This is a genomic window from Verrucomicrobium sp. 3C, assembly GCF_000379365.1.
Lineage (GTDB): Bacteria > Verrucomicrobiota > Verrucomicrobiia > Methylacidiphilales > Methylacidiphilaceae > Methylacidimicrobium.
Genome location: NZ_KB901875.1, coordinates 1,648,902 through 1,674,799, shown reverse-complemented (window position 1 = coordinate 1,674,799; position 25,898 = coordinate 1,648,902). Strand labels below are relative to the sequence as shown.

Below are 25,898 nucleotides of genomic sequence, written 5' to 3'. Positions count from 1 at the left end.
CTTGTTCTCTCTTTCCCAAAGCCGATATAGAACCCTTTGATGCGATTCGCGGAACAGGTGACTTCCTCCCTGAGAAACCTCTGGTGCCGGGCAACCGGGCTTCCTCGGGATCTTCTCCCCGAAGGGACGGAGGGGATCCGGGCTCTCGGGCCCAAGGAGTATGTCGGCGGCCTGTGGGAGGAGATCGGCGAACTCCAGTTCCGCTTCCTCCTCGATCAAGGACTCCGACCGGACCACATCCTCTTGGATGTCGGCTGCGGCTGCCTCCGGGGTGGCATCCGCTTCATCCGCTACCTGGAGCCCGGCCACTACCTCGGTATCGACAAGGAACCCCTGCTCCTGGAAGCGGGCAAGCGGGAGATGGGAGCCGATCTGCTGCGGGAGAAGCGGCCGGAGCTTCTGGCCTCGGGCTCCTTTGCTTTCCGCCGCTTTTCGCGGCGGCCGCAATGGGCGCTCGCGCAATCGGTCTTTACCCACCTCTGCCGGCGGGACCTCGAGCGCTGCCTCGCCCGACTTCGCCACGTTATCCTCCCGGGTGGGGTCTTCTTCGCGACCTTTTTCGAAGCCACCAGTCCCAGCCGCAATCCGCGCGCCAGCCACTCCCTGGGCTATTTCGCCTATACCCGGCAAGAGATGGAGGAGTTCGGCTCCCGGAACGGCTGGAATCCGACCTATATTGGAGAATGGAACCATCCGCGGGACCAGCGGATGATGGTCTTTGGCGCCTAGGCGCTCCGGCGCAGGCATAAGCGCGACGCTTTTCCCTCCCAGACTCTTCGAAAGCTGCCTGCGCGGGAGTCATCCGCCGCGTTATGCCCTTCGCCTTCGCTCCTTCCCTTTCGCCCTGATGGACTCGCTCCCCCCCCGGCTCCTCCGCTCCCGGCAACGCGCGCCCGCGAATCTGCTTGGCGACCTCAGAGGCGGCGGCCTTTCCCCACAAGATCGAACCTAAGTTTCCGAAGCCCGTCTCGCAGGTCGTGCCCCAACCCAATGTCTAGCTGGGAACCGCCCGGAACCGGGCCGCTCGCGAGGCCAAAGGCGAATTCGTTCTTTCCATGGACGACAACAACCTCACTCGTCCAATGCTCATCGAGACACTGGTGCACGCTGCTCTCCGAAGCGGACCAGACGTGATGACGTGCGCCGTCAGCTTCTTCGAAGGAAGCCAGACGCCGCTCGGCGGTGCCGTGGGGACCGGCGCTTGCGGCAAAGCCTTTGGCGATGCTGATCCTCTCCGGCGGCGGGAAGCCTTCTGGCGGATCGCCGGCTACTCGGCCGATTACCGCGTCTTGTTCCAGGATCGGGAACTCCTTGCCGAAGCGCTTCTCTCCGGCCTCCGGCTGCAAATGGTCCGGGAAGCGCTGTTCTCGTACCGCGTCCACCACGGCAGGATGAGCCGGGCCACCGCTTCCAGCGCGAATCATGAAAGGAGCGTCCGTCGCTCTCTCCGCCACGATCCTCGAGGATTGGCATGGCGGTCGCACACGGCGTCTTCCTCTTCCTCGAACCTCAGCGCACCCAACAAGAGATGCAAAAGCTCACGCACGAAAGCCAAAGCCGACGCGAGGAGCGGCAGGCGATGGACGAGCTTGGCCCTCGTTCAACGCTCGCGGACCTGGCGCCTCGCGGGGTTCGGCTAAAGCCAGGGAAGCCAAGGTTGCGGGGCCTCCGCAAGTTACGAGGCGTCCGCCAAGGAGATCCCGGCCCAGGATAGAAACCTCGGGCAAGGCCGGGGAGGCCTTTTGCGAACTAAAGAGTTACTCCGAGATCCAGGCGGCCCCTCCCTCGGGTGCGCCCCTACTGGGCGCACAGAAAGCAGGAAGGGGGGCCGTAGCCCCCCTTCCCGGAATCCCCAGATCTGCTTCGCTACGCCTTTAGTAGGGGTAGGAGCGGATGTGGTAGGCGGTATTAGTGGTGTTCGTGATCGTGTACGCCACCGGTGAGATATTCTGCGCGAGAGTAGCCCCATAGATCGCCGGGATGGTCGACGGGACCGTGCTGAAGTTAACCCACGCATTGCCACTGGTGATCACCGGACTGTCGGTCGCGATATGGGGAGCCTGGAAGAAGATCCCCTGGCCCGCGACCACGGTCGGCGCATAGCCGTTGTCGACCACCGTGTTCAGGGTCAGCGTGTGCCCCGCGATCAGGTTGATCCCTCCGGGGAAGACGAAGCCCGCGGTGTGCAGCGCGGTGGTGGAGAGCGCATAGCCGCTGACAGGCCCCTTGGGCGGGTGCGGCCCCGCCACCAAGCTCGGATGCGGCCCGCCCACCAAGCTCGGATTGACCGTCAGGTTGCCGCTTGCCTGGACGAGCAGGTTGCTCTGCACGTTCGCCTCGGTCGGGAGGCTCGCAAATCCCCGGATGCTGTTCATGAACGTCGAGGTGCTGCCCGAAGTCAGGACCGCATTGCCCACCACGTTCAGGTTGACCGCCTGGCGGCCAATCGCTCCCTGCTGTGTGGTCGGCATGTTGAGGGTGATTTGCGTCGTCCCGCTCGTGCCGTTAGCCACGTGGAAGCCGTTGGCCAGATAGTTGGTCTGCGAGGTGACGTTGTTCACGTTCCCCGTGAAGTCCGTCAGCAGCAGAGAGTTCGTCGTCACGATGCCGGGACCCGTCAGACTGCCACCGGTGAAGAAGACCAGATTCTGCGCCGTCACGTTCGTGCCGAGCGTGAAGGTCGAGACCGGGCTGCTCCCCGACTGGAACGAGGCCGTGGCCAAGCCGTTCGGAGAGTTCGGAGTCGTCACCGTGCCGCCCAGGAAGGCGTTGCCGGTCATGCTCCCGACGATCAACTTCCCGGTCCCGGCCCCCGATTCAGGGCTTGCATTCAGGATCTGAATCGACCCGTTGCTGTATTCCCCGCCGCCCGGGTTCGGCCCCACGTGATTCGGGTTGGAGGCCTCGAGGAGCACGCCAATATTCGCGATGATCGCGCCGTAGTTAATCACCGCACCGCCCACTCCGGTGAACAGGGGGAGATCGACATTACCCGCGAGGAGTGCAACCGTGCCACCCACGTTGGAGATCGTCGCTCCGCTGTTATTGATGATCGTGCCCGGAAGATTGACAAAGAGCGTAGAACTGCTGTTCGTCGCGATCGTCCCGTTGTTGACGAGCCCGCCGTAGGCCAACTTAGCCGATGTGTTTCCCTGGAAGCTCACCCTGCCGCCCCTGACGCCACTACCCAACTCGGCATCGATCGTGCCATTGTTGGTCAGCGTCCCCGTCCACTGGAGGAAGGGGATCAGATTCCCCGTGCTGCTGGTCAGGACCCCATTGTTCACGATGCTCCCATTGGCCAGGACCATGGTTCCGACCGTCGGCGCAGCACCGTTGGGACCGCTCAGACGCAGGTCATACGGATGCGCCGAGGTGCCCAGGTTGAGGGTCACGGTCGTTGGAGCGGTTGCCGAGGGCGTCGACGAGCCGGGTGCATCCCCCGGGGTGAAGACACCCGCTGAAAACGTCCCGCCCACTCCGCCGACCACCGTCACGTTGGTTCCCGGCTTGAAGTAATGCGCGGCCCCATTCGGGATCGGCGCGATGTTCACCGCACCCGAGCCCGCAAGGATGATCGAGCGGCCCGGACCGCCCGCAGCATGGAGATCACCCGCCACGGTCAATGGGCCTGAAGCATAAAAGCTGATCGGCAGGGCCCCGGTTGCAGCAAAGGCCAACTCGTTGACGGTCGCCGCGATCAAGCCAAGCCCGGCGGGGGCAACGATGCTCGCGCTGTGTCCTACAATGATCCCATTGGCATTGGCGACGAAGGTAGGAATGTTTGTATTCATCATGCCAAGGATCTGGGAGGGGTTGGCGGTCACGTCGACGTTGAGCAGCGACGCTCCATGTCCGCCGGAGATCGTCAGATGAGCGCTACTCCCGATGTTGAAGCCTCCCGGCTGACTCGTTCCGATGGTCCCGCCCGTGTTGCCCCAGTTAATGACGGTGTCGGATGCAGTAACCTTGATGTGTCCGGTACCTCCGGCTCCGTAGTGCCCGGTAGTCGAGGCGCCGCCGTCTACCACGGTCCCATGACCCGGCAACTGTTGCGGCCCGATAACCGTCGCCCGGACCGAGCTGATTCCTAACCCCGCCAGCCCCGCGCAGGCAGCCGTCGCCAGCAGCGCCCGCAGAGCCGAAAAATAACCCTTCGTTTTCCTCTTCATATTCCTCGGTTACTTACCTAGAAGCCTCATTCTCTCTCTCCGTCCGATCCGGACTGCGCCGAAGCGCAGCCCGCCGAAGTCCACTCTGGAGAGTTTTCCACTCGCTTATCTGATGACGGGGGAGATCCGTCAAGCTCGTATTCAAGACAAAATTAGTAAAAACAGCGCTCAGACCGCCGTCGCCTGGAATGTTCGGGCTCCCGGGGCGTTTTGGGGAGGCAAACCTTCCGCGGATCCTTGCCGGCCGATATGGGATGAAATGTGCGTAAGGTGTTGATAATCCGCATGCGAGTCTTCTATCTGCCACTATGGAGCGTTTTGAGAACCTGTTTGCGTTTTCCAAGACTCCAAGGCGCTGATGCGCAGGGGAGAACCCTAAAACAGCAAAGGCTCCAAGATCATGCGAACCCCAACACTTATCTTTACCGCCTAAGGCGCCGCCACAGGGGCCTCAAACTCCTCTCGATAGAGCGAAGCCCACGACGGATATCGGTCACGACCCGCTGCCTCCCGATGCGAACGCCTCGCTCCACCAAGTGAAGCGGCCGGGAGAGTTCCGCTTGGAGCCGGCTGTGGTCCAATTGCAGTCGGCTGTGGTCCAATTGCAGTCGGCTGTGGTCCGACTCGAGCCGGCTATGGTCCGATTGGAGCCGGCTATGGTCCGATTGGAGCCGGCTGTGGTCCAATTGGAGCCGGCTATGGTCCAATTGGAGTTGACAATATTCCGCCCAAACCTTTTGCAGCCTCTCCCAAATGCCTCTGGTTAAGATCGCTAGCTCCTGGAGCGACGGGGTCAACGCCTCCCGGGCGGAGGCAAGCACCGGATATTCCCGAAACTGACGGATCGCCGAATTTCCAGCGTTGCTGGCAAAAAGGCTAAGATGCCCCCTCCGGTACCAGTAGAGTGGAGCGGGGACTACCTCGAGACGAAAGCCCCTCAGCACCGCACGAAGAAAAAACTCCCAATCCTCTATGAGGTCTCTCTCTTCCGCAAATCCGCCCAGCCCATCGAAGATCGCCTTCCGGACCAGGGCATTCGCATCTCCGAAGCCGTTCATGAAAATGCCCAGGAGAGCCGATCCTCCGGTCGGGATCCAGATCTCCTCCGGATCTTTCCCGGAAGGTTCTTCCTCCCCGGAAAAATAAGCGGGGATGCAGGTGTAGAGATCGGCATGGCTCCGAATCGCGGCCTGAACAAAGGTCGAGACTTCTTCCGGACGGGCGATGTTGTCGTCGTCCATGAAAAGGAGATAGTCCCCTTTGGCTCGCGCGGCGGCGCAGTTTCTGGCGGCTCCCAGGCCGCGGTTTTTCTGGCGCAGCAGCATCCAGTTCCGCTCCGCGAGTTCCTGCTCTAAGGAAGAAAGTGCCTTGAGCGCCTCCGGCGTTTGGCTACCGTCATCGACCAGGATGACCTCGAAACGCGACGCCGGGTAGTCTTGACGCTTGAGCGAGTCGAGCGCTTGGCGAAGATATCGGGGTCGATCGTGATGCGTGAGGCAGACGCTCACGAAAGGCAATGTTCCGTCGACAACGATTCGAGCCGCATCCTGTTCCTCGGCGAGATATTCATGAAAGCGAATCCAGCGTTCGCGCACCTCCTCCGGATCGTGGGCCAGCGAAGCCGGCCGTACTCCTTCCCGAAACGCTTGGGATAGCTTCTCCGCCAATTCCGCCGGGTCCGGTGAAAAAAGAACACGCGAACGGTCGCTTGGCGCCACGATTTCCGGGATCCCCCAACTCCGAGCCGCGAGAACAGGAATCCCCAGGAGACAGCATTCGAAAAGAGTGTAGGGATAATTGTCCGCCCGGGAGGGTACCAGGGCCAACTTTCCCGTTCCCTCCTGGAAGTAAGCCAATGCCTGATCCCGACTTCGGTCGGACAAGATTTGCCAAGGCCAAGGCCATCGGTGGGCCCGGTCTTCGAGGTACTCCCTTGCGTTGCGACCGTCTACTACGCCGATATGGCCAAGGAACGTGATCCGTTCCAGTCGGTTCTGTCCTGCCTCTGCCAGCCGGTCCAGGGCGTCGCAGAAGAGCGGCACCCCTTTACGCGAGTCAAGTCTTCCGAAGAACACCAGCTCTTGAAGCGTGCTCGGAACGGACGCCTTCCGGCTCCTTCGCAAAAAGGAGGGAGGAACAAGGTTCGGCTCCACGTAACACCGTTGCGGAAGCTCCCACCGGCGTCGTTCCATCCGTTCCAGGTAAAAGCGGCTCCGGCTCACCGCGAAGTCGGCGAGCCGAATCGATTCCTGCTCCAAAAACTCAAACTCCATCGGGCCGAGATCGGGAGGAAGCTCTCGGGAACCCTCCTTCATGAGTTCTCCGCCGTGGACTCCCACCACGAAGGTTACCCGGGAAAAGGCCAGCCCCTGTCTCTTGGCCAGAAGCGCCATGTAGCCGAGCCCCAAGTGGTCTGCCACGTGCACGATCGAAAAGCTCTTCTCCCGCGCCCGCAGCCATTCATAAACTTGGTAAGAGCGCACCGTTGCCGGTCTGCCCGAAACTCCGTGCGGAGGGTCCCGATCCAAGAAATGGAGTTCGACGTTCCGTGCGCGCCACCTCTCCCGGAAAGCCGCCTCATCGCCGCGAATGGCCCACGGAGGCAGGGCGCAGAGGACCGTGACCGGAAATCCCGCAGCGACCAGCACCTCTGCCAGGTTGCCGTAGGCGGTTGCGACCCCTCCAGTACCCGGCCACCCGAGGAATTCCGGGGCAACAACGCAAACGGGAGGGCGCTCCCCGCGACTCGGAACTTCCGGCACGGGGAGGCGGCCCCATCTTGGGTTTTCCTGCTTCATGCCTTTTTGCCCATGAGCCGCCGTCGATCCTTACGCGCTGGAAAGAGAAATTCCCTTGTTCTTGGATGGAGGGGTGGAAAAGCCCGCCGCCTCCGTCTATTTTCCTCCACCGAAAGGATCCTGCTTCGAAACGCGATCCAAACGAATCGGAGATGCTCCTTTCGGCTCGTGAGGTCGGCTCTCCCAAAGCCGAAGCATATAGGCCGGGACTCCTTCCTCCACGGAGAGGAATCGGTGTTCGCAGCCCGCGCCACGCAGACGGGTCAAATCCGCTTGGGTGCGAGTCTGGTATTTGCCCTTTAGCTCCTCGGGGAAATCGACGTATTCGATTTCTCCCCGCGCCACCAGCTCCTCTAGGGAAAGCTCCTTCTTCCCTTGTTGGTTGCGAAGGGTGTTGACCACAGCAAGGGCCAGCGCGTTGAAGCTCTGCGCCCGGCCCGTTCCCAAGTTAAAGATCCCGCTTTTCTCGGGATGGTCCCAAAACCAGAGGTTGACCGAGACTAGGTCCTCAATCCAAAGGAAATCCCGCTCCTGCTCCCCTGGGTCATACCCTCCGTACGCACCAAAGAGGCGAACCCTGCCTTCGCGCAGATATTGGCCGAACTGGTGGAAAGCAACCGATGCCATCCGGCCTTTGTGGGCCTCTCCAGGGCCGTAAACGTTGAAATACCGTAACCCGACGATCTGCCGGGACGATTGGGTCAGTTCTCGGCGGACAACCTGATCGAAGAGGAGCTTGGAATAGCCATAGACGTTCAGCGGACGTTCCGCCCTCGGCTCCTCCGCACAATCCGGGATGGTCCCGTAGACGGCGGCCGAGGACGCGTAGAGGAGCCGCGCTCCCTGCCGGCGGCAACCCTCCAGAAGGGTTCGGCTCGCCCGGTAATTATTCTCCATCATGTACCGACCGTCCCGCTCCATCGTGTTGGAGCAAGCCCCTTGATGAAACACGGCTTCCGCTGGTCCATAGCGCCCGGCGGCGAACTCCTCGTAGAAGCGGCTCTTGTCGAGATAGTCTTCGATCTGAAGACCGACCAGATTGTGGAACTTTTCCGCAGCCGCAAGGTTGTCCACGGCAAGAATGTTGCCATAGCCGCGAGCGTTCAAGGCGCGCACTAGATTGCTGCCGATGAACCCGGCCGCGCCGGTCACGATGATCCGCATCCGCAATTGGTTCCTCCCAAAAGCTGGCAGAAATCCACAGGGGCAGTCGAGTCCAATTCGATCACAGGGACCGAGGAGGCTCGATGTCCTGGATACCCTGCTCCTTTGGGCTTACGTTCTTTCCAAAAAGCGGGGCCGCTGGCAGCGGTCTTCCGGCCGCCTCTTCACGCTGCCCCCAGGGTCATGGAGTCCGAACGTCCCGGAGGACACTTTCCACTGCGGCAAAGGCATCGTCCGGCGTGAGCTTCTGCAGGCACTGCAGGTTCCACGGACAGTCCGCAGCCTGCCGGTAACAGGAAGAACAAGAAAGGTCGGTGCGAAGGGTGTAGCATCGGGGGCCGAGCGGGTGGAATTCGCTGACGCGCGCGCTCCCTCCGAAGATCGCAAGAGTGGGAACTCCCAGCAATCCCGCCAAGTGCGCCGGGCCGCTATCGTTGCCGATGAAGAGGTCAAAGTGCGGCAGCAGATCGAGAAACTCTCCTAAGGACGTACGCCCGGCGAGCATGGCCGCCTGCGAGGGATGTCGCATGGCTCGATGAGCCTGACCGGCTACTTCCCGGTCCGTTTGCCCTCCGCAAAAGACGATCCGGGCGGAAAGCCTCTCGATCAAAAAGTCGGCCAAGCGACCAAAGCAGTCGGCCGGCCATTGGGTTTCCCTCTTCCCACTGCCGGGGTGCATCCCAACGGTCCATGACCCCGCCGGACCCTTCCATCGTCCGAGGAGTTCCGGCCGGAGCTCTTGAAGGGAAAAATCGGAAGCGGCTGCTCCCTTTTCGAGGGGAAGGGCCCGATCGGAAGCGCCGCCGCTAGAGCCAACTTCAGCTCGGCCGCATGCGGCCCCCCACCTCTCCACGGAACGCGCCGGGCCTCCGGAGGCAGCGGCATCCGAAACCAGAGCCAATCCTCGCGATCTCCCCTCGCATAGGCCGCGAGGCGCCTGGCCGGCACCCTTCGAAGCAGCATGCGCGTGTCCAACGCATAGCGAAAGTCGACCGCAAGCGAGAATTCCTCCCTTTCCAATGGGGCGAGCAGCGAAGCCAGATCGGTGCGGAAGCCGGCATCGGCCCGCTCCGAGAAGAACGGGATGGCAACCACTCGATCGGCCACGGGGCAGCGTTCTAGGAGCGGAAGGGCCCACGGTCCCGCTGCCACGGTCAGTCGAGCACCGAGAGGAAGCCTCTCCCGCAGAAGAGCGAGAGCGGGAAGAGTACAAGCCACATCTCCAATGTGATCGAGCGCTAAGGCCAAGACTTCCCGGGCTGCTTCGCCCGAAGCCATCGTCTCCCCGCTTGGGGGAGGGGGCAGAGGGAGGGATTTCCGTGGCCAAGGTTCCAACCTGGCGGCAGCTCTTGGTAGTGGGGACTCCTGGCTTGGGCCGACAGAGAAGATGCGGCGCGCCCCCAGGCGGATGCGCAGGCCCGACTTCATCCGCGCCCACACGGAAACCTTGTGCCAGCCTTGCGGGAGCGATAGGCGCTGATCGAATCCCCAGAAGCGATGGGGAGGGAGCCAGCCGAGCGCGCTTCTCTCCCATGCGGGAAGGGCGGTCGGTGGAGAAGAGGCGATCCGCCGCCCTCCGGAATAGAACAAGAAGGCCTCCGGCGGACCGGCCGGATGCCAAAACCAGCCTTCGAAATGGGCGTCCGCCTCGAAGCGCGACCGCTTCCCCTCGGGATGCAATTTCCACCGGACGCTTCGAGCCCCGAGGGCATCGGAGAGAAACGATGCCGTTCCGAGGAGCGTAGCAGTCAGCCACCGATTCACCGGAAACGGCCCGATTCGCACAAGCCACCGGCGGCCCAGGCGCATCCTTTTCCCATTCGATTCGAGAGCCCACACCGTCAATCGGCGGTAGCCAAAAGGAACGACGACCCCCAGGCTCGTTTCCTGCGGCGTCCCGCATGGGGCCGCATCGGCGCAAAATTCTCTTCCTCCGATTCGCCCGACAACCCGGACGGAGCGGGGTGCTTGGCCGGGAGGCCAGCGGATCCGGATTTCCATCCGCTCGCCCTCCGCCGGGACAGGGGAGCGCGGCAGCAAGAGCGAAGCGGCGGGCTCCGTCTCACAATCATCCGATGGCGGCACGACACCGTCGCCCGTTGCTTCGTCTCCGCAGGGACTTGGACACGCTTTGGTGCCGGCGTCGTTCGGATTCACCAGGCCCTCAATCTAGGGGGTTCCCGATGGTTTGCAAGCTGCCAGGGACAAATGGCGGATTTCTTCTTGACTCATCCTTGGCTTACTGAGAGTTCCGGAGGAACTTGTAACGGAATCGCGGCGCCAAATGACGGAAAAGGCACCAATCGTATCGCGCAACACTACGAGGATATTCGCCTACTCCGCTCCCTTTCCGGAGTCGAGCGTGGGTTCTACGTCGACGTGGGTGCGAATGATCCGACCGTCGATTCGATCACTCGAGCCTTCTACGAACGCGGTTGGCGAGGGATTCACGTCGAGCCTCTGCCGCACCAAGCCGAGCGGCTACGCCTCGCGCGGCCGGGCGACCTAGTGTTGCGCGCGGCGCTTTCGGATACCCTCGGCGAAGCCCTCTTTTATGACGTCGATGGGGGAGGTCTTTCCACTCTCGACGCGGATTTGGCGGAGCATTGGCGAGCAGCGGGGCTTGCCGTGAGGAAAGAGACGGTTCCCGTAACGACGCTACCTGAGGTTTTGAAGCGCTGCGCGGGCCAAGAGATTCATTTTTTGAAGATTGACGCAGAGGGATCGAAGGAACGGATTCTCTCGGCCTGCGATTTTCAGACGGGTCCTCGGCCTTGGATCCTTTTGGTGGAAGCATCCGATCCTGGGATTTCGGACCCCGCCTATCCGGCTTGGGAACCCAGGCTTCTTGCCTCTCACTACTCCTTCGCCTGCGAAGACGCGGCCAACCGGTATTATGTAGCCAACGAGCACCTAGAGGTGCTCGAGAGGCTCCGCCGCCCATTGTCGCTGCTTGGGGTCGTCCGCAGAGAGGAAGCGGAGGCGATGGCCCGCGCAAGATTGGTCACAGAAGAGTGTGCCCGCTTAGGGTCGGAATGTGCGCGTTTGCGAAGCCAGGTTCATCCACGTCCAGGAACGTTGCGGCGGCTGGAAAAGAGCTTCCGTCTTTGGCGCAGGGAAATCTTCGGAGGCTCCGCTCGTGCTCCTTCTGCTGGTCTTGTCCTCGAGCGAAGCGCGCCGCTTCTGCTTGGCATCCGAATCACCGGGGGGGTGGGCGACTGCGTGGTCGTTGCTCGCTTTCTTCGCGACATGGCCCACTGGCTTGACGGCGAGGTGTGTTTTCGCATTCGGCCCTCCGGGCCTAAGAACATCGGCTTTCTCTTCTCAAGCCTTCCCGGCGCCGTCCTCGATTCGGAACGAGACGCGGTCGACGCGGAGATGACGATCAACCAGTTTATTTTTTGGGATCCAGGGCAGATCTCCTGGGAAGCGGTGGGACGGAAGAGTTCGGCCTTCCTCCGATTGGTGGCCGAAGCGGAGGGACGGACCAAGGAGATCGCCAAGTATCGGGCGATACACCCCTTTTTGGATGGAGCCTACGCGAATCTAGCCGCCCTGCGTGGCATCCGGAGGGAAAACTCGCTTCATGCACAGTGCGGCATCCCTTACGGGGGCCCTCTATTTCCGCTCTCGCTGCCGGTAGAGGTCCCAGCGGCTTCTGGGCTAGAGCCTGCAACCTACCTGACCCTGCACGACGGCTGGGATCCCAATTTTCCGATCGACGGACCTCGTCCCACGAAAGCCTACCCACCCGAGCGGTGGGGAGAGCTGGCAAGGGAGTTGCGACAGAGGATTCCGGCGATTTCCTTGGTTCAAATCGGAGGAGAGGCGAGCCCGCCGATTCCGGGGGTCGATCGGGATTTGCGGGGCAAGACGACACTCGCGGAATCGGTCGCGATCCTGGCAGGGGCGCGGCTCCACGTCGATAGCGAGTCGGGTCTGGTCCATTTGGCCTCCTGCGTCGGAACCCGCTGCGCCGTTCTCTTCGGCCCCACCAATATCGACTTCTTCGGCTATCCGGGAAACCTCAACATCCCACCCCAGGTGTGCGGGAATTGCTGGTGGACCACCGATTCCTGGATGTCGAGGTGCCCCAGAGGCTTGCCGGGCAGTCCCTGCATGGAGAGCATCGATCCCGTACGGGTCGCCGAAGGGATCGCAACCGCGCTCGCCCTTCCTCCCCGCGCAACAACCGGACAGAGATGTTCCGCTGCGAAGGAAGCATTAGATGCAGCTTCAATTGAGAAGAAATCTGTCTTGCCGTCGGGGTCCACGGAAGCCTCTGCGGACCGATTGGTTCCGCATTAGGAGACGCTGGAAATGAAGCTTTATGTTGGCGCCAACGGCATGCGGCCGGAAGGCTATCAGACGATCGACATCGACCCCGCGACCCGTCCCGACGTGGTCGCTGACCTGCGGGACATGGCCCACGTTCCGACCGGGTCGGTCGAGGAGATCGTGGCGAACGCCGTGCTCGAGCACATCGAATGGCCCGACGCCTTCCAGGCGCTTTCCGAGATGGTGCGGATCCTGAAGGTGGGTGGCCAGCTCAAGATCAGCGTGCCGGACATGGCGCTCTATGCGCGTCGCCTGATCGCCGGCGATAACAGCTTTCACCTGATGGCCGTGATCTACGGCGTCGGCGGCCGCGTCAATTCTCACCAGGCGCACCGCTTCGGCTATACGCCGGGAATGTTGTGCGATCTCGCCGAGTTGCTGGGTTGCGGCAAATTCGACTGGTTCGACATGAACGGCTTCCAGGATGCCGCCGGCGGCTGGATGCCGCGCGCGGCTGGTCCCATGGCCGAGGCCCTGAACTTCTGCTGCACCAAGCTCGGCGCACCACCCGTGCCGCCCGACGATCTCTACAAGGCGATGGTCGCCCAGCCCATGACAGACCCGCTGGTGCTGGCCGGCGAATGCAAAGCCGGTTCCGGCGTCGCGCACGCCGAAGCCGAAGCGCCGTCGCTCTATCAGCGGCTCCACTACAAGTACACCGACCTCTTGATGCGGTGTAAGCAACTTGAGCGCGGGAACGCCGAAGCACGGCAGGCACGGGACGAGCTTGCCCGCATCCAACGGTCCTGGACCTGGCGCTTGGGGGTTCGCCTAAGGCAATGGGAGCGGAGGCTGCGGAGCGTCCGCAAGGTCCTGTTCCGAGGATAGCGAGCCCGGCTGGATCGTCCGAAGGAAACTCTTTTGGTTCGGCTTTTCTCTGTCGAAGACATGTGAAGTTTCTTCGATTTTGCGGACAGGGGTTTTGGGACATAGAAAGGAAACGCCAAATGACGGACTAGAAGAACGGTAGCAAGTCCTGCGCGGCGTTAGGACCGCGATATCAAAGAGAATGCAGTGGCCCTGGCATGTGGGAAACCGGCTGCCTCCCGGAATTGCCTTCCGGCCCAACGCGAACGCAACCTGAGACCTTCGCGATCCGGATCCGCGGATCGGCTCCATTCTTCATCACCGGTCCAGTCCTTCTGAAATCAGCAGGTCTGCAAGGACTCGTTTGAGCCAGCGAGCCATGCAGACCTTTCCTAAAGCCTCTTTCGGCCGATGCCCGACACCGTCAAGAAGTGTCTCCCGGGCGATCCGTCGATCCTTGAGCCCAAGCCGAACGCCCAAACGCAGGCTCGCCTTGTTTCGCCCGCACAGAACCCAGCCGTCGCTTCGCGTGAGAGCATGGGCCCACAAGGATCGTTCCCCGACATCGAGCGCCATGTCGGGAGCTCGAACCGCCAGGACGGCACATTCCCGATGGGTCACCGGATGGCCTGCCTGGAGAGTGTCTTTGAGCCGTGCGGGATCGATGAGCAATTCCGCCCGCCGCCGCTGAAATCCCGTCTGCGTCTCCGTAACGCAAGCCTCGACCGTCTCCACCCCGTAGCCGCTCGAAAGGGCGCGCCACGACCCAACCCGGAAGCACTCCAGGATGACGTTGGTGTCGAGCAGAACGGGACCACGGTGGCGAGCCATGCGACCTCACAGAGCGACCGGGGACCGAACCCCATGGGTCGCGAAGAGGTCCGCAAGATCCTCAACCTTCAAGACCATGCCGGCCTGTTCATAGCGCTTGGCACCACCTGGAAAAATAGGGGATATCCGATTTCCATGATTGAAACGCCTTGCGCCGCACGGCAAGCGCGTGAGTGAAACCCGTGTTGTCTGATCGACGCAAACGGGATGTATTGGTATCAGGAAGCCGTGTTCAATGATTGATGGAGTCTGGCGACATGGCTCTTTTTGATGCTCTTGGTTTTCGATGGGACAGATCGGCAATGCCGACTTCTGTTCCGTCTCACTCGATTGAGCGGGTCTGTTTCCGCTTTTACAAGATGCTTCCCGAGTTCGTTTGGGATGCCTCGGTGCTAGAAGGCAACCCCTTCACCTTCCCGGAGGTGTCAGGTCCCGGATGATTGCGTACTGCTTTTGGGAGGAGATGCGGATGGGATTGTTGCCATGTTTTGAGGGTCGGAAGCGGGGTTTGATGGTTGAGCGATTTTTGAGGGTGGTGTTCGTTGTAGAGTCAGGCGTAGCGGTGGAGCCTGGTTTTCAGGTCCAGGGAGCTTGGGAAGGGATGAGTACGGAGGATCTGCGACAGTCTTCCGTTGAAGCGCTCCACCATGCCGTTGGTGCGAGGAGTTTTCGGCCTGGTCAGGCGGTGCTCCATGCCCAATGCTTGGCAGAGCGCGTCAAACTCATGGGTTCTTGGCCGAAGACCCGATCGGTGAACTCCTCTTGCCGTGATCGGTGAGGATGGTTTGGATTTTGATGGGTGCCGCTTTGGCCAGCGCGTGGAGGAAGCTGGGGGCGGCCGCTGGGGTCTTTGCCCGCTTGACCACCCCGAAGACCCAACGGGTCGCTCGATCGATGGCGACGAAGACATAACGGCGAGAAGCCTCGTCCGCCATCTGGGGCAGGGATTTGAGGTCCATAGGAAAGTAGCCCGGCAGGTAAACAAGAAAGGATTGGGTGGGATTGGCCTTTTTTCCGGTTGAGGCAGCCGGGAGTGGCCGAGGGCGCCCGCAGGAGCCGGCCCAAGGCCGAGCGGGTCATGGAGGGTTCGATCCATTCGCGGATGACGGCCAGCAGATCGTCCAGCGGCAGCCGGAACTGCGTGCACAACTCGATCACCAGCTCTTCCTGTCCCGGATTGAGTGTCGTTGGAAGACCATGCGGGGTGTGGCTGGCATCCGCGGGCGTTATCCCATCTTCCGTCACCGACGAATCGTCTGTCGAGTCACGCGAAATTACCTCGCCAACTCGCAATCGCTGCCTGTTGCCCGCCAGAATCGCCGTGCGGATCGCCGGCGTAGTCGTCGCATTCTTGTGCAGGGTGATTCTCATGCTTTTACCTCGGCTTTCCAGTTTGCCACAACCTCCCGAAGCATCGCATGCCCGATCAGCAACGAACGGCGATTTTCTAGAATGTAATCATGCGAACCCCAACGACTAACCGCTGTGGCTATGGATGGTCGTTTCCTTTAAGGTTCTTGCGCTTGCCCTGGAGCAAGCGAGTCACTCGTCCTAGACCATGGCGACCATAGCTAGAAATCTGCCTTACTTGCCTTCCGCATAGTCCGAAAGTAGGATCTGTTTGTCATGCGTCCTTACGGCAGGAACGAATGCCCGCCAAGGTCAGACGACCGTCCCCCAAGAAAGCCGCTCGGCCTTCCATCTCGTCCTAGGCGACCTCATTGCGTGCTCGTCCAACGGAGCGCAGGTCCGCGCGGCTCTCGTGGCGTTTCTCCCCATAGGTAACTGACCCAAGCGGAGGCTGGATGGACCCGATAGGACGGCCGCTACTCAACCAGGTCAATCTGACCGTGTGCGATATGGACGCCTCGATCGCCTTCTATCGACGGCTAGGACTCGACGTTCAGCCGGCGACCTCGCCGGATTGGGCACCCCACCATGCGACGGCCCTCCTGCCGGGCGGCATGCGTCTCGAGATCGACACTATCGCCTGCGCGCGCCAATGGAATCCCCGCGGGCGGCACGTGCCCGGCGGGGGAAACGTCCTCTTCTTCGGGGTCCCGTCCCGAAGGTCCGTCGACGATCTCTTTGCTTCCATGACCCGCGCAGGCTACCGGGCACAGAAGGAGCCAGAAGATGGCTTCTGGGGAGCCCGCTACGCAATCCTCGAAGACCCGGACAGCAACCCGATTGGCATCATGAGCCCGATCGATCCGGCCCTTCGGAAGCCGCCCCCTCCCGCGCCCGGCTCCGCCAAAGGGATGCCGCAGAGGAGACCCTTTCCGGCCGCTTAGCGGCCCGATTCCGATGTCTCCTTGGGCAGGCGGAAGCAGTGCTCCCCGACGAGACAGATGATTTCGTTTCACGCGTACTCTCTGCTCTCCTTTGCCGGATCGAACTTCTCCGCAGGCTCGAAGAGACTTTCCGCGAGCTCCTTGGCATCCTGCTTCCCCTTGTAGCCGACCTCCCGATTCTGCTCGAGCATCCGATCCCAAGCGGAACGGACGGCCTACCAAAAGGGAGCGATCTTTGGGAGAGGGCCGGCTGAACCCATGGAGGACGAGGGTTGTTCCGGCGGCGGCAGTCGGAGCGGCGGGGAATCGGTCTTGCTTCGGGCAAGCCAAGGGACGTAAACCAGCCGAGGCGAGCATCGTGAGACCCGAAGACATCGATTTCCATTCGAACGCCCTCCGAGAAGCGGCGCTCTTGGCTCAGGAGAATGTTCGCCAAGGCAAGGGAGGCCCCTTCGGAGCGGTGATCGCCCGAGAGCGGAAGGTGATCGCCCAAGGCGTCAATCGAGTCACCGTCCAACTCGACCCAACCGCCCACGCGGAGATCGAAGCCATTCGAGCGGCAGCCCTTCTCCTGGGAACCTTCGACTTAAGGGGCTGCGTTCTCTACACGAGCTCTTACCCATGTCCGATGTGCCTGGGGGCGATCTACTGGGCGCGGCTCGACGAGGTCTTCTTCGGCTCTTCGACCGAAGACGTGGCCCATGCCGGCTTCCGCGATGCGCTTCTCTATCGGGAATTTCAATCGCCTCCTCGAGAACGGCGCCTGCGTCTGGTTGCAATTGACTCCCCGGAGTGCCGCGAAGCATTCGCCCTCTGGTCGAACTCGCCAAACAAGGTCTGGTATTAGGAGTGCCTGCGCCTCGGGCACCACTCCTCGGAGAAGGAGCCGATCCGCGAAAGCACACGCGATTCCGGCAGGGAGCAATTCCTTGACGGCGGCGCGCGCCAAGGCGAGTTTTTCGACAGAGTGGTGGCTGCGGAAGTCCCTAAAGTGGTCCTCCCTCGGTCGCGGGAAAGACAACCGCCTGACTCATGACTCGTCCATGACGGCTTCCTCTTTCGAGAATCCGCCTCCCTCCCCTGCGCTGCTGGAGGGCTACCTCCGAGCGATGGCGCCGTTTTGGCATCCGACCTGTCCTACTGCCGCCCTTGGCAAAGACCCGATGCCGATCGAGCTCTTGGGAAAGCGGTTGGCGATCGTCCGCCTCGATGGCCGGATTGCCGTCTTCTCCGATCTCTGCCCCCATTTGGGAGCAGCACTCTCGCTAGGAAGCGTCGTGGAGGGCCGACACCTTCGTTGTCCCTACCATGGCTGGAGCTTCGATGGCATGGGTCGCTGCGTCGACATCCCCGCCCGCCGGGGTCTCTCCATCCCGGCAGCCACCCAAGCGGAGACCTTTCCCTCGACGGAGGCTCATGGATTCATCTGGACATGCCTGGCGCCGCCAGCCCGATATCCGATTCCGGACTTCCCGGAGCTCTCGGATTCCCACTTCCACCTTGGGCCGTGGAAGGAAGGATCGGCTTGGCGCGCCAGCGCTCCCCGCGTCATCCTCAGCCAGCTCGACGATACCCATTTTAGCTGGGTTCATCCCGGAACCATCGGGAGCGCGGCCCATCCGGAAACTCCAGACCACAAGGTCTCTCGAACGGCGTCTACGGTGGTTTCCCGATTTACGGTTTGGCAGCGGGCAGAGGCTCCTTCCGTCGGCCTGGGAAGCGCGGCTGCGGAGAAGGACCCTTTACCGGTCTCCTACGTGATCGAGGCGGGGACGAGCAGCGTGCGCATCCGCAAGCAGCGAAAGGACGCTGCGTTCGCAGTATTCCAGGCGGTATCCCCCGTGAGGCACGATCGCTGCCGAATCTTTTGGCGGATCGCCCGAACCTACGATCGAAAAACGGAATCTGACCCCATCCATGATCGAGTCCAGGACGCGATCCTCGAAGAAGACCGGAGAGTCGTCGAAAGCCAGCGTCCTTGGCTTCTCCCGCCGATTTCCGCAGGAAGAATTCGTTACCTGGGCCCCTGCGATCTGCCGCTGGTGGAATACCACCGCTGGATGGAGGAGCTCGGGGTGCCGCAACTGTGAGGACGAACCTCCCTTTAGAAGCTTGCGGGGAACGGCCGCTTCGCGCTCTCTTCGATTTCGCGAACGCTCCACAAAGAAAAACTTGTCTCCCCGGAAGAGTTCCGATAGCGCAGACTTCATCCGGATGAAACGAGACGACAAGGCTGCGCGTCGGACACCGGTCGTTGATTGGGAGAAGCGGATCCTTGGCGCGCTCGAGAAGGCCGGTTCGAAAGGCCTCGCCCGAAGTCGGCTTTCGCCGCCTCGGAAGCCCGAGGCCGAAGAGGTGCTCGCCGCCGAGATCCGGAAGGGACGCATCCTCCGGCTCGGATCGCCCCCGAAGTCTCTCTATTTTCTCGCCCAGTTCGCACCAAACGTCGGACAAGCCGTTGAGGCGATCGATCGGGGAGCGGCCCAATCTCCTGCTCGGCTCTTCCTGGAAAAGGAGCTCGGGAAGTTCTGCGGTCGCGGGGAAGCCTTTTTTCTCAAAGAAGCGGTCCAGGAGCTGGTCCAAGGGAAGATTCTCGTTCGGCTGACTCGGGGGAAGACCTCTTACTACGTCCACCGGGCAGGATGGTTGACACCTCCGGATGCGACCCGAAGCTCCGGCCCCTTTGACCCAAAGAAGGTGGAAAAAGCCTACCGAGAGCTCGTTGATGAGCAGGGCTTTCTAGACGTGCGACCGGCCGAGCTCGCCTCCCGAAGCGGGGCCCCGTTGGAGCCCTTGAAGGCTTGGCTGTTGGAGCAGAGCCGGACTGGGCACGCTCACCTCTCCCGCGGGGATTGGTCGCTGGCAAGCGAGGAGGAGCGGAGGGCGGCGGTCTTTCTCGGCGGCCAACCTCACCTTCTCGTCCGGTTCGACGCGCAGCCGGAAGCCGAATCGCGATGAGCCCCTTTTCTTCACAGATCGTTTCGGATCCCTGGCAGATCGAGCCGCCGGTTGCTGGCCTGAACGAAAAGCCTTTGGAGAGGCTGCTTTCGATCTTTTCCGATCTCCAGGAGAACCGACGCCTGGAACGGGCCCTGGTCGTGGTCTCTCCAGAACCGGGCTACGGCAAATCCCATTTGATCGGACGCCTCTTTCAAAGGCTCCAGGGAAAGGCCACCCGGATCTACCTCCGCCCTTTCGAGGCCGTCGACCGGTGCTGGCAGCGGATTCTCGATCGGGTCGTTGGCGAACTCGATCGTGCCGAGCCACTCGATTCCGGGCACGGGGCGCCCCTTCCCCGCACCCAGCTCGACCAGATCGCGGCCCATACCATCGGAGATCTGGCCACCGATCTGATCGATATGGGACTCGTCAAAAGCGGCGAGTTGCCGCCACCCTGGAACGCGGACCTCGACCATCTTCGGACCCTTCTTCGAAGCGATCCCTTGCAACTCTGGGAAGCGGCCGACTCCCAACCCTGGATCGACTGGATTTCCCGGGGAGAGACGTTCAGCTGCCTTGAACCTGGGCTTGGAAAGCGAGAGATCCGGTTTCGATCGGTACGCAATCCCCTCTCCTGGTTCAAGGTCCTTCTGGCCTACCTTGCCCATCGGGGCAATTCCCAACGCCATCGCCTCTGCCTCGATTGGCTGCGGGGGATCTGCTTCGACCCGGAGGAGGCAGCCTTCCTCAATATCCATGCCGTCGACATCCCTCCGGCCGAAATCTCGCTGGAAGCCTCCAACGAGCTCGCCAAAGAGCGAATCCTGGACCTCTGCCAGCTTGCGCGCTTCGTGCGCCCCTTCCTCTTCTGCTTTGACCAGACGGAGGCCTTTGCCCAAGACCCGCAACGGCCCGCACAGTTCGGGTACGTGGTGGCCGAGCTCGTCGATCAAGCCCCCAACCAGATGGTCGTGATCACCGCGAATCGAGAGGTGTGGGAAAAGAAGATCCTTCCCGAGATCGAGACCGCCTACCGCGATCGGATGTGCCACACCGACCGCGACCTGCACTTATCGGGGTTGAACGAAGATCAAGCCCGCTGCCTCCTGGAGCGGCGACTCAAGGACGCGAGAGCCGATCCGGAGCAAGCCGCCCGCTTCTTGAAGGCCTCTTGGCTTCCGCACTTCTTCTCCGGTGGCAAAACCTGCGGGATTCGGTTCTTCCTCCAAGAAGCCGAAAAACAGTGGGAAAAGAAGCCGTCCGAGACTCTTCCGCAATGCTACGAGCGGATCCTTGCCGGGTTGAAGCAAGAGCCGCCGCTCGACGACTACGATGCGCTCCAATGGCTCTTGCGGGAAGGAGGACGTTCCCTTCCCGGCTGGGAGGTGGAGGACCCCTATCCTGGGCGCAAGCACCATCTGCTGCTTCGGTGGAAGAAGAGCGGGCAGAGGGTCGGCTTCGGCTTGGAATCAGGCCACAACGGAAAGCGATGGGAGTCGATTGCGCGGGAAGCGGAACGGGAAGGGAGAGATCCTGCCGGCTGCCAGCGTTCGATCTTCGTTCGCTTCCCTGACCTGCCTCGAGTTCCCGGCCCAAGATGGAAGACGGTGGCGGAGACCATCCACCGGGCCTGCGATGGACCGATGCGGATTTGCGTCTTGGAGGAGGAACGTTGGATTCGGATCGCGGCTCTCTACGAGTTGCATGCGAAAGTGCTCGAGGGAGACCTCGATTTCCCACGGGAGGAAACCCTTGCCTTCGTTCGAGAGCAGCTTCGCCCGTGGACGCAGGAGATGGTCGAAGGGGAAAAGCCGCCGCCAAAAAGCGGGGAAGGCATTACCCTTACGGTTAGCGAACTCGTGACGCGGTGTCTTGCCGAAGGGCCCGCGCCTTCGAGTCGCGCCGACCTCGGCACCGCCTTCCACAAGATCGTCGAGGAATTTACCAGCCAGATCCTCCGGGAAGAGCAAAGCCCTCAAACTCCGGAAGAATATTGGATTCGGCTGCGGGACCTTGCCCAGAGAGAGATTGCCGAGCGGAGGAGCCGCCGCGGGACTCGGGAGGAAGCCAAATTCCTTGAGGCCGCACTCCGCGCGTTCCATCAGAACCTCAAGCGGGTTGCCGATTCGGAAGATCTCTCTTCCTGGAAGGATCTCTTCGAGGGAGCCGAAATTCCCATTTCCGGCACCTTTGCTGGATCCGGAGGCCGCCCCATTCGCGTTGAGGGCCGCTTGGACACGCTGCGCCACCATCCAAAAGCAGGATGGCAGCTAGTTGATTATAAGCTCTCCCCACAGTCCGACTCCCCTCGCGATCTCATGCAGTTGGCGATCTACGCCGAGCTCTTGCGCCAAAGCCGCAAAGATTTCCCCTTTTCTGGACTCCTGGAGTATTACAATCCGTCGCTGACCGAACGAGGGGTTTCCGAAGCCCAGTTGCAGGCGATCTTCCGGGAGCAAGTCCTCCCGTTGCTCGAACAAGGAAAAGGCGAATCCCCAGAGGAGAAAAAGCCCGACTTACCGCCAGAAGCAAAAGCGATAGAGAAAAGGCTGGAAGAGTTCTTCGCCTCCCATAACTTTCCCGTACGCTGCGTCGGACAACTCCAAGGCCCCCAGCTGATCCGCTTCCAACTCTCCTGCCCGCCGGGAGTGCGGATCGAAAAACTCCTGAGCTTGGCTCCGACCCTGCGTGTCCACCTCGGCCTGGATGGCAACCCCCTCATCTCTCCCGTTGCCGGCTTTGTGGCGGTCGACCTTCCCAACCCTCGTCCTTTCTCCTTGGCTTGGGAGGAGGCCAAACGGGCCATCCCGTCCACATACGAACTGCCGCTGCTGGTGGGACGGACCATCCAAGGAGAGATCTTGGTCACGGACCTGACCGATCCCAACAGTCCCCATGTGCTCGTGGGGGGAAGGTCGGGAAGCGGAAAGAGCGTCCTCCTCCAATGCTTTCTCGCTACGCTCTGCGACGCCCTGCCCGCGGATCGGCTCGAGGTTCTGTTGATCGATCCAAAGATCCTGACCTTCCGGGATTGGGAGCGAATTCCTCATCTCCGGGAGCGGGGGCTGCTAACAGAGACAGACCAAGCGCTCCACTGTTTGGAGGAGACCGTGGAGGAGATGGATCGCCGCTACCGCCAGCTTAACGACGAGGGATTCGATTCTCTCTCCCAGCGGATGGCTGCGGGAAAGACAGAGATCCCCTACCGGGTGATCCTCTTCGATGAGTTCGCCGACTGGCTACTGGGAGCGCGTCCAGTAAAGCAGCAGTTCGAGAAGACTCTCTCCCGCATCGCGCAGAAGGGTCGCGCCGCAGGCATCCATCTCATCCTGGCGACACAGAGGCCGGAAAGGAAGGTCGTCACGGGACTCATCAGCGCAAACCTCTCCGTCCGTATCTGCCTCCGGGTTGCGAATGCGACTGAATCCCAGATCGTGCTGGGCAAAGGCGGCGGGGAAACCCTGCTCGGGAAAGGCGACCTTTTATGTAACCTCGGGCCGGGCGGGGAATTGATCCGGGCCCAAGCCCCGTTTCTCGAGTCTCGGCCGCCGACCGCTTAGGCCGACCCTTCTCCCCATCTCCGAGCCTCCGGGATGGGAGTTGCGGGCAACCCGGGACACTCTCCGTTGACAAGAATGTTCATCCAGGTAATTTGAATTGACATCATTTGAATTTCAATTGTTATGCCGACTCGATACAAAGGCTCCCAAGCCGAGGTCCAGGCGCTCAACTGCTACATCAAGCTGACTCGCGCCTCGGAGACGCTTGCCGCCAAGCTGCGCGTTCCTCTCGCCCGCGAGGGGCTGACGACCGGGCAGCTCGGGGTGCTTGAGGCGCTCCTCCATCTCGGTCCGATGAACGAACGAGAGCTCTGCCGTAAGCTCTTGCGGAGCGGGGGCAATATCACGGTCGTCGTCGATAACCTGGAGCGGCGCGGCCTGGTGCAGCGTGCAAGGAATCTCAAGGATCGCCGCTCCGTGACCGTTGCCCTGACGCCCGAAGGGCTCCGCCTCATCCGCGGGGTCTTTCCAGGTCATGCGGCCAGGATCACTGCCGCCTTGGGTGTCCTGAACCCAGAGGAGCAGAGGGAGCTGGGGCGGCTCTGCCGCAAGCTCGGGCGGGGCAAGGCGGAGCAAGGAGGCGCCCTAGGGGAGCTCGTATCGACTCTCAAGAATCCATAACCCGAAAAAAGGAGCATCCGCTATGGCAACCAAGGTACTGGTCGTCTTTTACAGCATGTATGGGCATGTCTATACCGTTCCTAAAAACATAGACAAGCATTCCACTACCAGGGTAGATCGTCCAGGACGCCGGCCGAACAGTGCTGCCGACGGTTCGCGTGCCGGGGTTCCGCCGGCAAAGCCCGGGTAGCGCCCAATGCCCGCGCTTTCGGGGACAGAGGGTCGGGAGGCAGTCGATTGCCTCCCGACCGGGCATGCGCTGCATGCGGCGCTTTGAGCCTCTTCCGAACGCCTGCCCAGGACGACCATACATGCTTCGTCCGATTCCTCACGGGTAGGACGAAGGTGACATGACCGCCATTGCGGGTCGGCACGACGGCCTCCCGCACGGTCGGGCGTTCGGATAGACCCAATCCTCTCCGGGCGACGGCGTAGGCCGCGCCCTGGTGAGAACCGATACCATGACGGCGCGCGTGGTTCACCGCGCCGATCACGGAAGTGTAGGCCGGGTTGACTTCGATCACTTCAACTCCGGCACGAAAAGAAGCCGCCTTCGGCATGGAGATCGCCTTGGCGTAGGAGAAGGAAGAGAGCGAGCGAGCCCGAACGGGATCGACCGACTCAAGCTCGACCTTCCTCTTGCAAAGATCCAATCGCTCGATCACGAGCGGCTTACCCGATTCGGTGCAGGCCCGGACGATCTCCCGGCACGCATCGCCGATGATCGCTTTCGCCTGCTCCTCGCTCTTGCCATAGAGATTCAATCCAAGCCGGCGAATCCTCACCAGGTTGCCGAAGCGCTCCGTTTCGGCTACCGCCAGATGGTCCTCGTTGATGTCGAGGCCGACCGCTCCGGCAAGGCGGCGTGTCACCAGGGCAACAGGTTGCGCCTCGACGCTCACAAACACCCGCCACCCCTTCCGGTCCCGCACGAAGCGGTAGCTCACCGCGGATCCCTCCCGCTTGCGGACAAGCTTCCCCGTCTTGGTTTGCGCGGTCACGATCCGGCTGGCGGAGAGCGCCTGGAGAATCGCTTCCTGTCCGTAGACGAAGCGCACGCCCTCCAGCACCATGTGTTTGCTCGGGCCTCCCAATCCGTCCGACAGCCGCAACCGCAGCCGCAGGCTGCCGTCCGGGGCGACTGCGGCTTGGCAGGACTGGTTGCCCGCCGTCTCGTCCTTCGACCCGAGCACGAAGAACTGGCTGCTCCGTTCCGACTGCCAATCCTTCTTCCAAGCGGCATGACTGGCGTATCCGTTCTCTTCCAGGGCAAACTGCTTACGGAAGAGGCGGCGGGAACCGAAGCAGAGCCGGACCTGTCCGGACTCCTGATCGGAGATCAAGGCATCAAGCTTGGTCCGTAGGATGGCCAGCCGCCGCTTTTTCTGGTGCAGCAGGCTTGAGCCCGGCTTCTTCTCCTTAAGCCGGCCGATCGCCTCTTCTGCTCTTTCGATCCACCCTTTGGCTTCCTCGATCAACTCGGGCCGCCTTTCCTGGATCGAGGCGATCTTGCCTTCAAGCTCGATCCGGATGGCGTTGAACTGCCGGGCGGTGAGGCCGAAGCGGCGCAGGAACGACCGCTTGAGTTCGTTCAGGGGAACGCCTGCCCGCATCTTGGCGAAGAGACTCCGCTGCGCCAGCCCGTGGAGCGCCGCATAGGCATCGAGACACGAAGCCTGCTCGGGGTTCAGCGTCAAACGGGTCTGGTAGGTGAAAACAGGGAGCTTACTCATGGATCGCTTCGAGCGCCTTCTTGGCGCGGTTTTGCGCGGACCTCTTCCCGTAAAGCCTGGCACACATAGAAACGATAACTTCGTGCAAGTCGCGCACGATATCGTCGGTCCTCTCGTCCGGATCCACCACCAGGATCGATCGGCTCTGCGCAGCCAATGCCGCATCAAGGTACTCGAAGCCAAAGCGCATCAGCCGGTCGCGATGCTCGACCAGGATGACGCCGACCTTCGGATCACGGAGCAGCCCAATCATGCCTTTCCGATGGCCGTTCAAGCCGGAGCCAACCTCCTTGACGGCCTTGACGATCGGCAACCGTTTGCTCAGAGCAAACTCGGTCAACCGAGCCAATTGCCGGTCCAGATCCGCTTTTTGATCGGCGCTGGAGACTCGTGCGTATAGGGCCACGCCATCGGGTTGTGCCGCCTCCGCATGCACAATCACCGTTCCGGTCGGCAACTGCTCGGCTGGAACTGGCAAACGTCCCTCCTTCCACATCCGCCAAGCCGTCTTGTAGCAAACGCCCTGCCGCTTGGCCCAGACACTTAACTTCACTCTGACATACTACCATACAACTCCCTATGTGTCCATATATGATTTAGCTCTTGGCAACCCTCGCCGAGGCGATCGCCGCGGGAGCCC

18 protein-coding genes and 2 pseudogenes are annotated in these 25,898 nt (G+C 61.8%); 10 read left to right on the top strand and 10 right to left on the bottom strand.

The window, feature by feature from the left end; genetic code table 11:
* The first annotated feature begins 39 nt into the window (after positions 1-39).
* Both A37A_RS18340 and A37A_RS22150 read left to right on the top strand, forming a co-directional pair.
* Entirely contained in the window at positions 40-729 is a 690-nt protein-coding gene (locus tag A37A_RS18340; protein ID WP_018291155.1) for a class I SAM-dependent methyltransferase, read from the top strand.
* A gap of 326 nt (positions 730-1,055) precedes the next feature.
* Complete coding sequence (locus A37A_RS22150) at positions 1,056-1,640, top strand: hypothetical protein (RefSeq protein WP_369324018.1); 585 nt, start codon at positions 1,056-1,058, stop codon at positions 1,638-1,640.
* Between the two features lie 234 nt (positions 1,641-1,874).
* Here A37A_RS22150 and A37A_RS0108835 read toward each other — a convergent pair whose 3' ends face one another.
* From A37A_RS0108835 to A37A_RS0108815, 5 genes and pseudogenes are all read right to left on the bottom strand, one after another.
* Positions 1,875-4,172, bottom strand: a complete 2,298-nt coding sequence (locus tag A37A_RS0108835) for a hypothetical protein (protein ID WP_018291152.1) — start codon at positions 4,170-4,172, stop codon at positions 1,875-1,877.
* Positions 4,173-4,594: 422 nt separating this feature from the next.
* Positions 4,595-6,970 (bottom strand): glycosyltransferase, encoded by a 2,376-nt coding sequence (locus tag A37A_RS0108830; RefSeq protein WP_018291151.1) that lies wholly within the window; start codon positions 6,968-6,970, stop codon positions 4,595-4,597.
* A 195-nt stretch (positions 6,971-7,165) separates the two neighbouring features.
* Positions 7,166-8,134 (bottom strand): annotated as a pseudogene (gene rfaD / locus A37A_RS0108825) (ADP-glyceromanno-heptose 6-epimerase); the annotation flags it as partial.
* Positions 8,135-8,315: 181 nt separating this feature from the next.
* Positions 8,316-8,813 carry a glycosyltransferase family 9 protein gene (locus tag A37A_RS20620; RefSeq protein ID WP_196799559.1) on the bottom strand — a complete coding sequence of 166 codons (498 nt, stop codon included), beginning with the start codon at positions 8,811-8,813 and terminating at the stop codon, positions 8,316-8,318.
* Positions 8,741-10,135 (bottom strand): glycosyltransferase family 9 protein, encoded by a 1,395-nt coding sequence (locus A37A_RS0108815; RefSeq protein WP_026195750.1) that lies wholly within the window; start codon positions 10,133-10,135, stop codon positions 8,741-8,743. Before A37A_RS0108815 ends, A37A_RS20620 begins: the two co-directional genes overlap by 73 nt.
* On the opposite strand from A37A_RS0108815, the gene A37A_RS18335 reads away from it, so the two are divergent.
* Both A37A_RS18335 and A37A_RS0108805 read left to right on the top strand, forming a co-directional pair.
* Positions 10,103-12,442 carry an FkbM family methyltransferase gene (locus A37A_RS18335; protein ID WP_018291148.1) on the top strand — a complete coding sequence of 780 codons (2,340 nt, stop codon included), beginning with the start codon at positions 10,103-10,105 and terminating at the stop codon, positions 12,440-12,442. The genes A37A_RS0108815 and A37A_RS18335 overlap by 33 nt on opposite strands.
* A gap of 12 nt (positions 12,443-12,454) precedes the next feature.
* On the top strand, positions 12,455-13,300 hold the full coding sequence (locus A37A_RS0108805) for a methyltransferase domain-containing protein (protein WP_018291147.1): 846 nt from the start codon (positions 12,455-12,457) through the stop codon (positions 13,298-13,300).
* Between the two features lie 297 nt (positions 13,301-13,597).
* Here A37A_RS0108805 and A37A_RS16650 read toward each other — a convergent pair whose 3' ends face one another.
* Both A37A_RS16650 and A37A_RS16645 read right to left on the bottom strand, forming a co-directional pair.
* Positions 13,598-14,110 (bottom strand): hypothetical protein, encoded by a 513-nt coding sequence (locus A37A_RS16650; protein ID WP_018291146.1) that lies wholly within the window; start codon positions 14,108-14,110, stop codon positions 13,598-13,600.
* 352 nt (positions 14,111-14,462) lie between these two features.
* A pseudogene (locus tag A37A_RS16645) lies at positions 14,463-15,481 on the bottom strand (integrase core domain-containing protein).
* Between the two features lie 434 nt (positions 15,482-15,915).
* Between A37A_RS16645 and A37A_RS16640 the strand changes: the two are divergent.
* Entirely contained in the window at positions 15,916-16,404 is a 489-nt protein-coding gene (locus A37A_RS16640) for a VOC family protein (RefSeq protein WP_018291143.1), read from the top strand.
* 68 nt (positions 16,405-16,472) lie between these two features.
* Here the strand turns inward: A37A_RS16640 and A37A_RS21785 are convergent, their stop codons facing one another.
* The gene (locus A37A_RS21785) at positions 16,473-16,595 is read right to left on the bottom strand and encodes a hypothetical protein (protein ID WP_018291142.1); all 123 of its coding nucleotides are present in this window, start codon (positions 16,593-16,595) and stop codon (positions 16,473-16,475) included.
* A gap of 167 nt (positions 16,596-16,762) precedes the next feature.
* Here A37A_RS21785 and A37A_RS0108760 point away from each other — a divergent pair, with 167 nt between their 5' ends.
* From A37A_RS0108760 to A37A_RS0108740, 5 genes are all read left to right on the top strand, one after another.
* Positions 16,763-17,251 (top strand): nucleoside deaminase, encoded by a 489-nt coding sequence (locus A37A_RS0108760; protein WP_196799558.1) that lies wholly within the window; start codon positions 16,763-16,765, stop codon positions 17,249-17,251.
* 196 nt (positions 17,252-17,447) lie between these two features.
* On the top strand, positions 17,448-18,494 hold the full coding sequence (locus tag A37A_RS0108755) for an aromatic ring-hydroxylating dioxygenase subunit alpha (RefSeq protein WP_018291140.1): 1,047 nt from the start codon (positions 17,448-17,450) through the stop codon (positions 18,492-18,494).
* Positions 18,495-18,618: 124 nt separating this feature from the next.
* Positions 18,619-19,362, top strand: coding sequence for a hypothetical protein (locus A37A_RS0108750; protein ID WP_020494210.1), 744 nt, complete (start codon positions 18,619-18,621; stop codon positions 19,360-19,362).
* Positions 19,359-22,904, top strand: a complete 3,546-nt coding sequence (locus A37A_RS18330; protein WP_018291138.1) for a DNA translocase FtsK — start codon at positions 19,359-19,361, stop codon at positions 22,902-22,904. Before A37A_RS0108750 ends, A37A_RS18330 begins: the two co-directional genes overlap by 4 nt.
* A 123-nt stretch (positions 22,905-23,027) precedes the next feature.
* Positions 23,028-23,525 (top strand): MarR family winged helix-turn-helix transcriptional regulator, encoded by a 498-nt coding sequence (locus A37A_RS0108740; RefSeq protein ID WP_018291137.1) that lies wholly within the window; start codon positions 23,028-23,030, stop codon positions 23,523-23,525.
* Between the two features lie 104 nt (positions 23,526-23,629).
* Here the strand turns inward: A37A_RS0108740 and A37A_RS0108735 are convergent, their stop codons facing one another.
* Both A37A_RS0108735 and A37A_RS0108730 read right to left on the bottom strand, forming a co-directional pair.
* Positions 23,630-25,258 (bottom strand): IS200/IS605 family accessory protein TnpB-related protein, encoded by a 1,629-nt coding sequence (locus tag A37A_RS0108735; protein ID WP_026195747.1) that lies wholly within the window; start codon positions 25,256-25,258, stop codon positions 23,630-23,632.
* Positions 25,251-25,811 carry an IS607 family transposase gene (locus A37A_RS0108730; protein ID WP_018291136.1) on the bottom strand — a complete coding sequence of 187 codons (561 nt, stop codon included), beginning with the start codon at positions 25,809-25,811 and terminating at the stop codon, positions 25,251-25,253. Before A37A_RS0108730 ends, A37A_RS0108735 begins: the two co-directional genes overlap by 8 nt.
* Positions 25,812-25,898 lie beyond the last annotated feature (87 nt).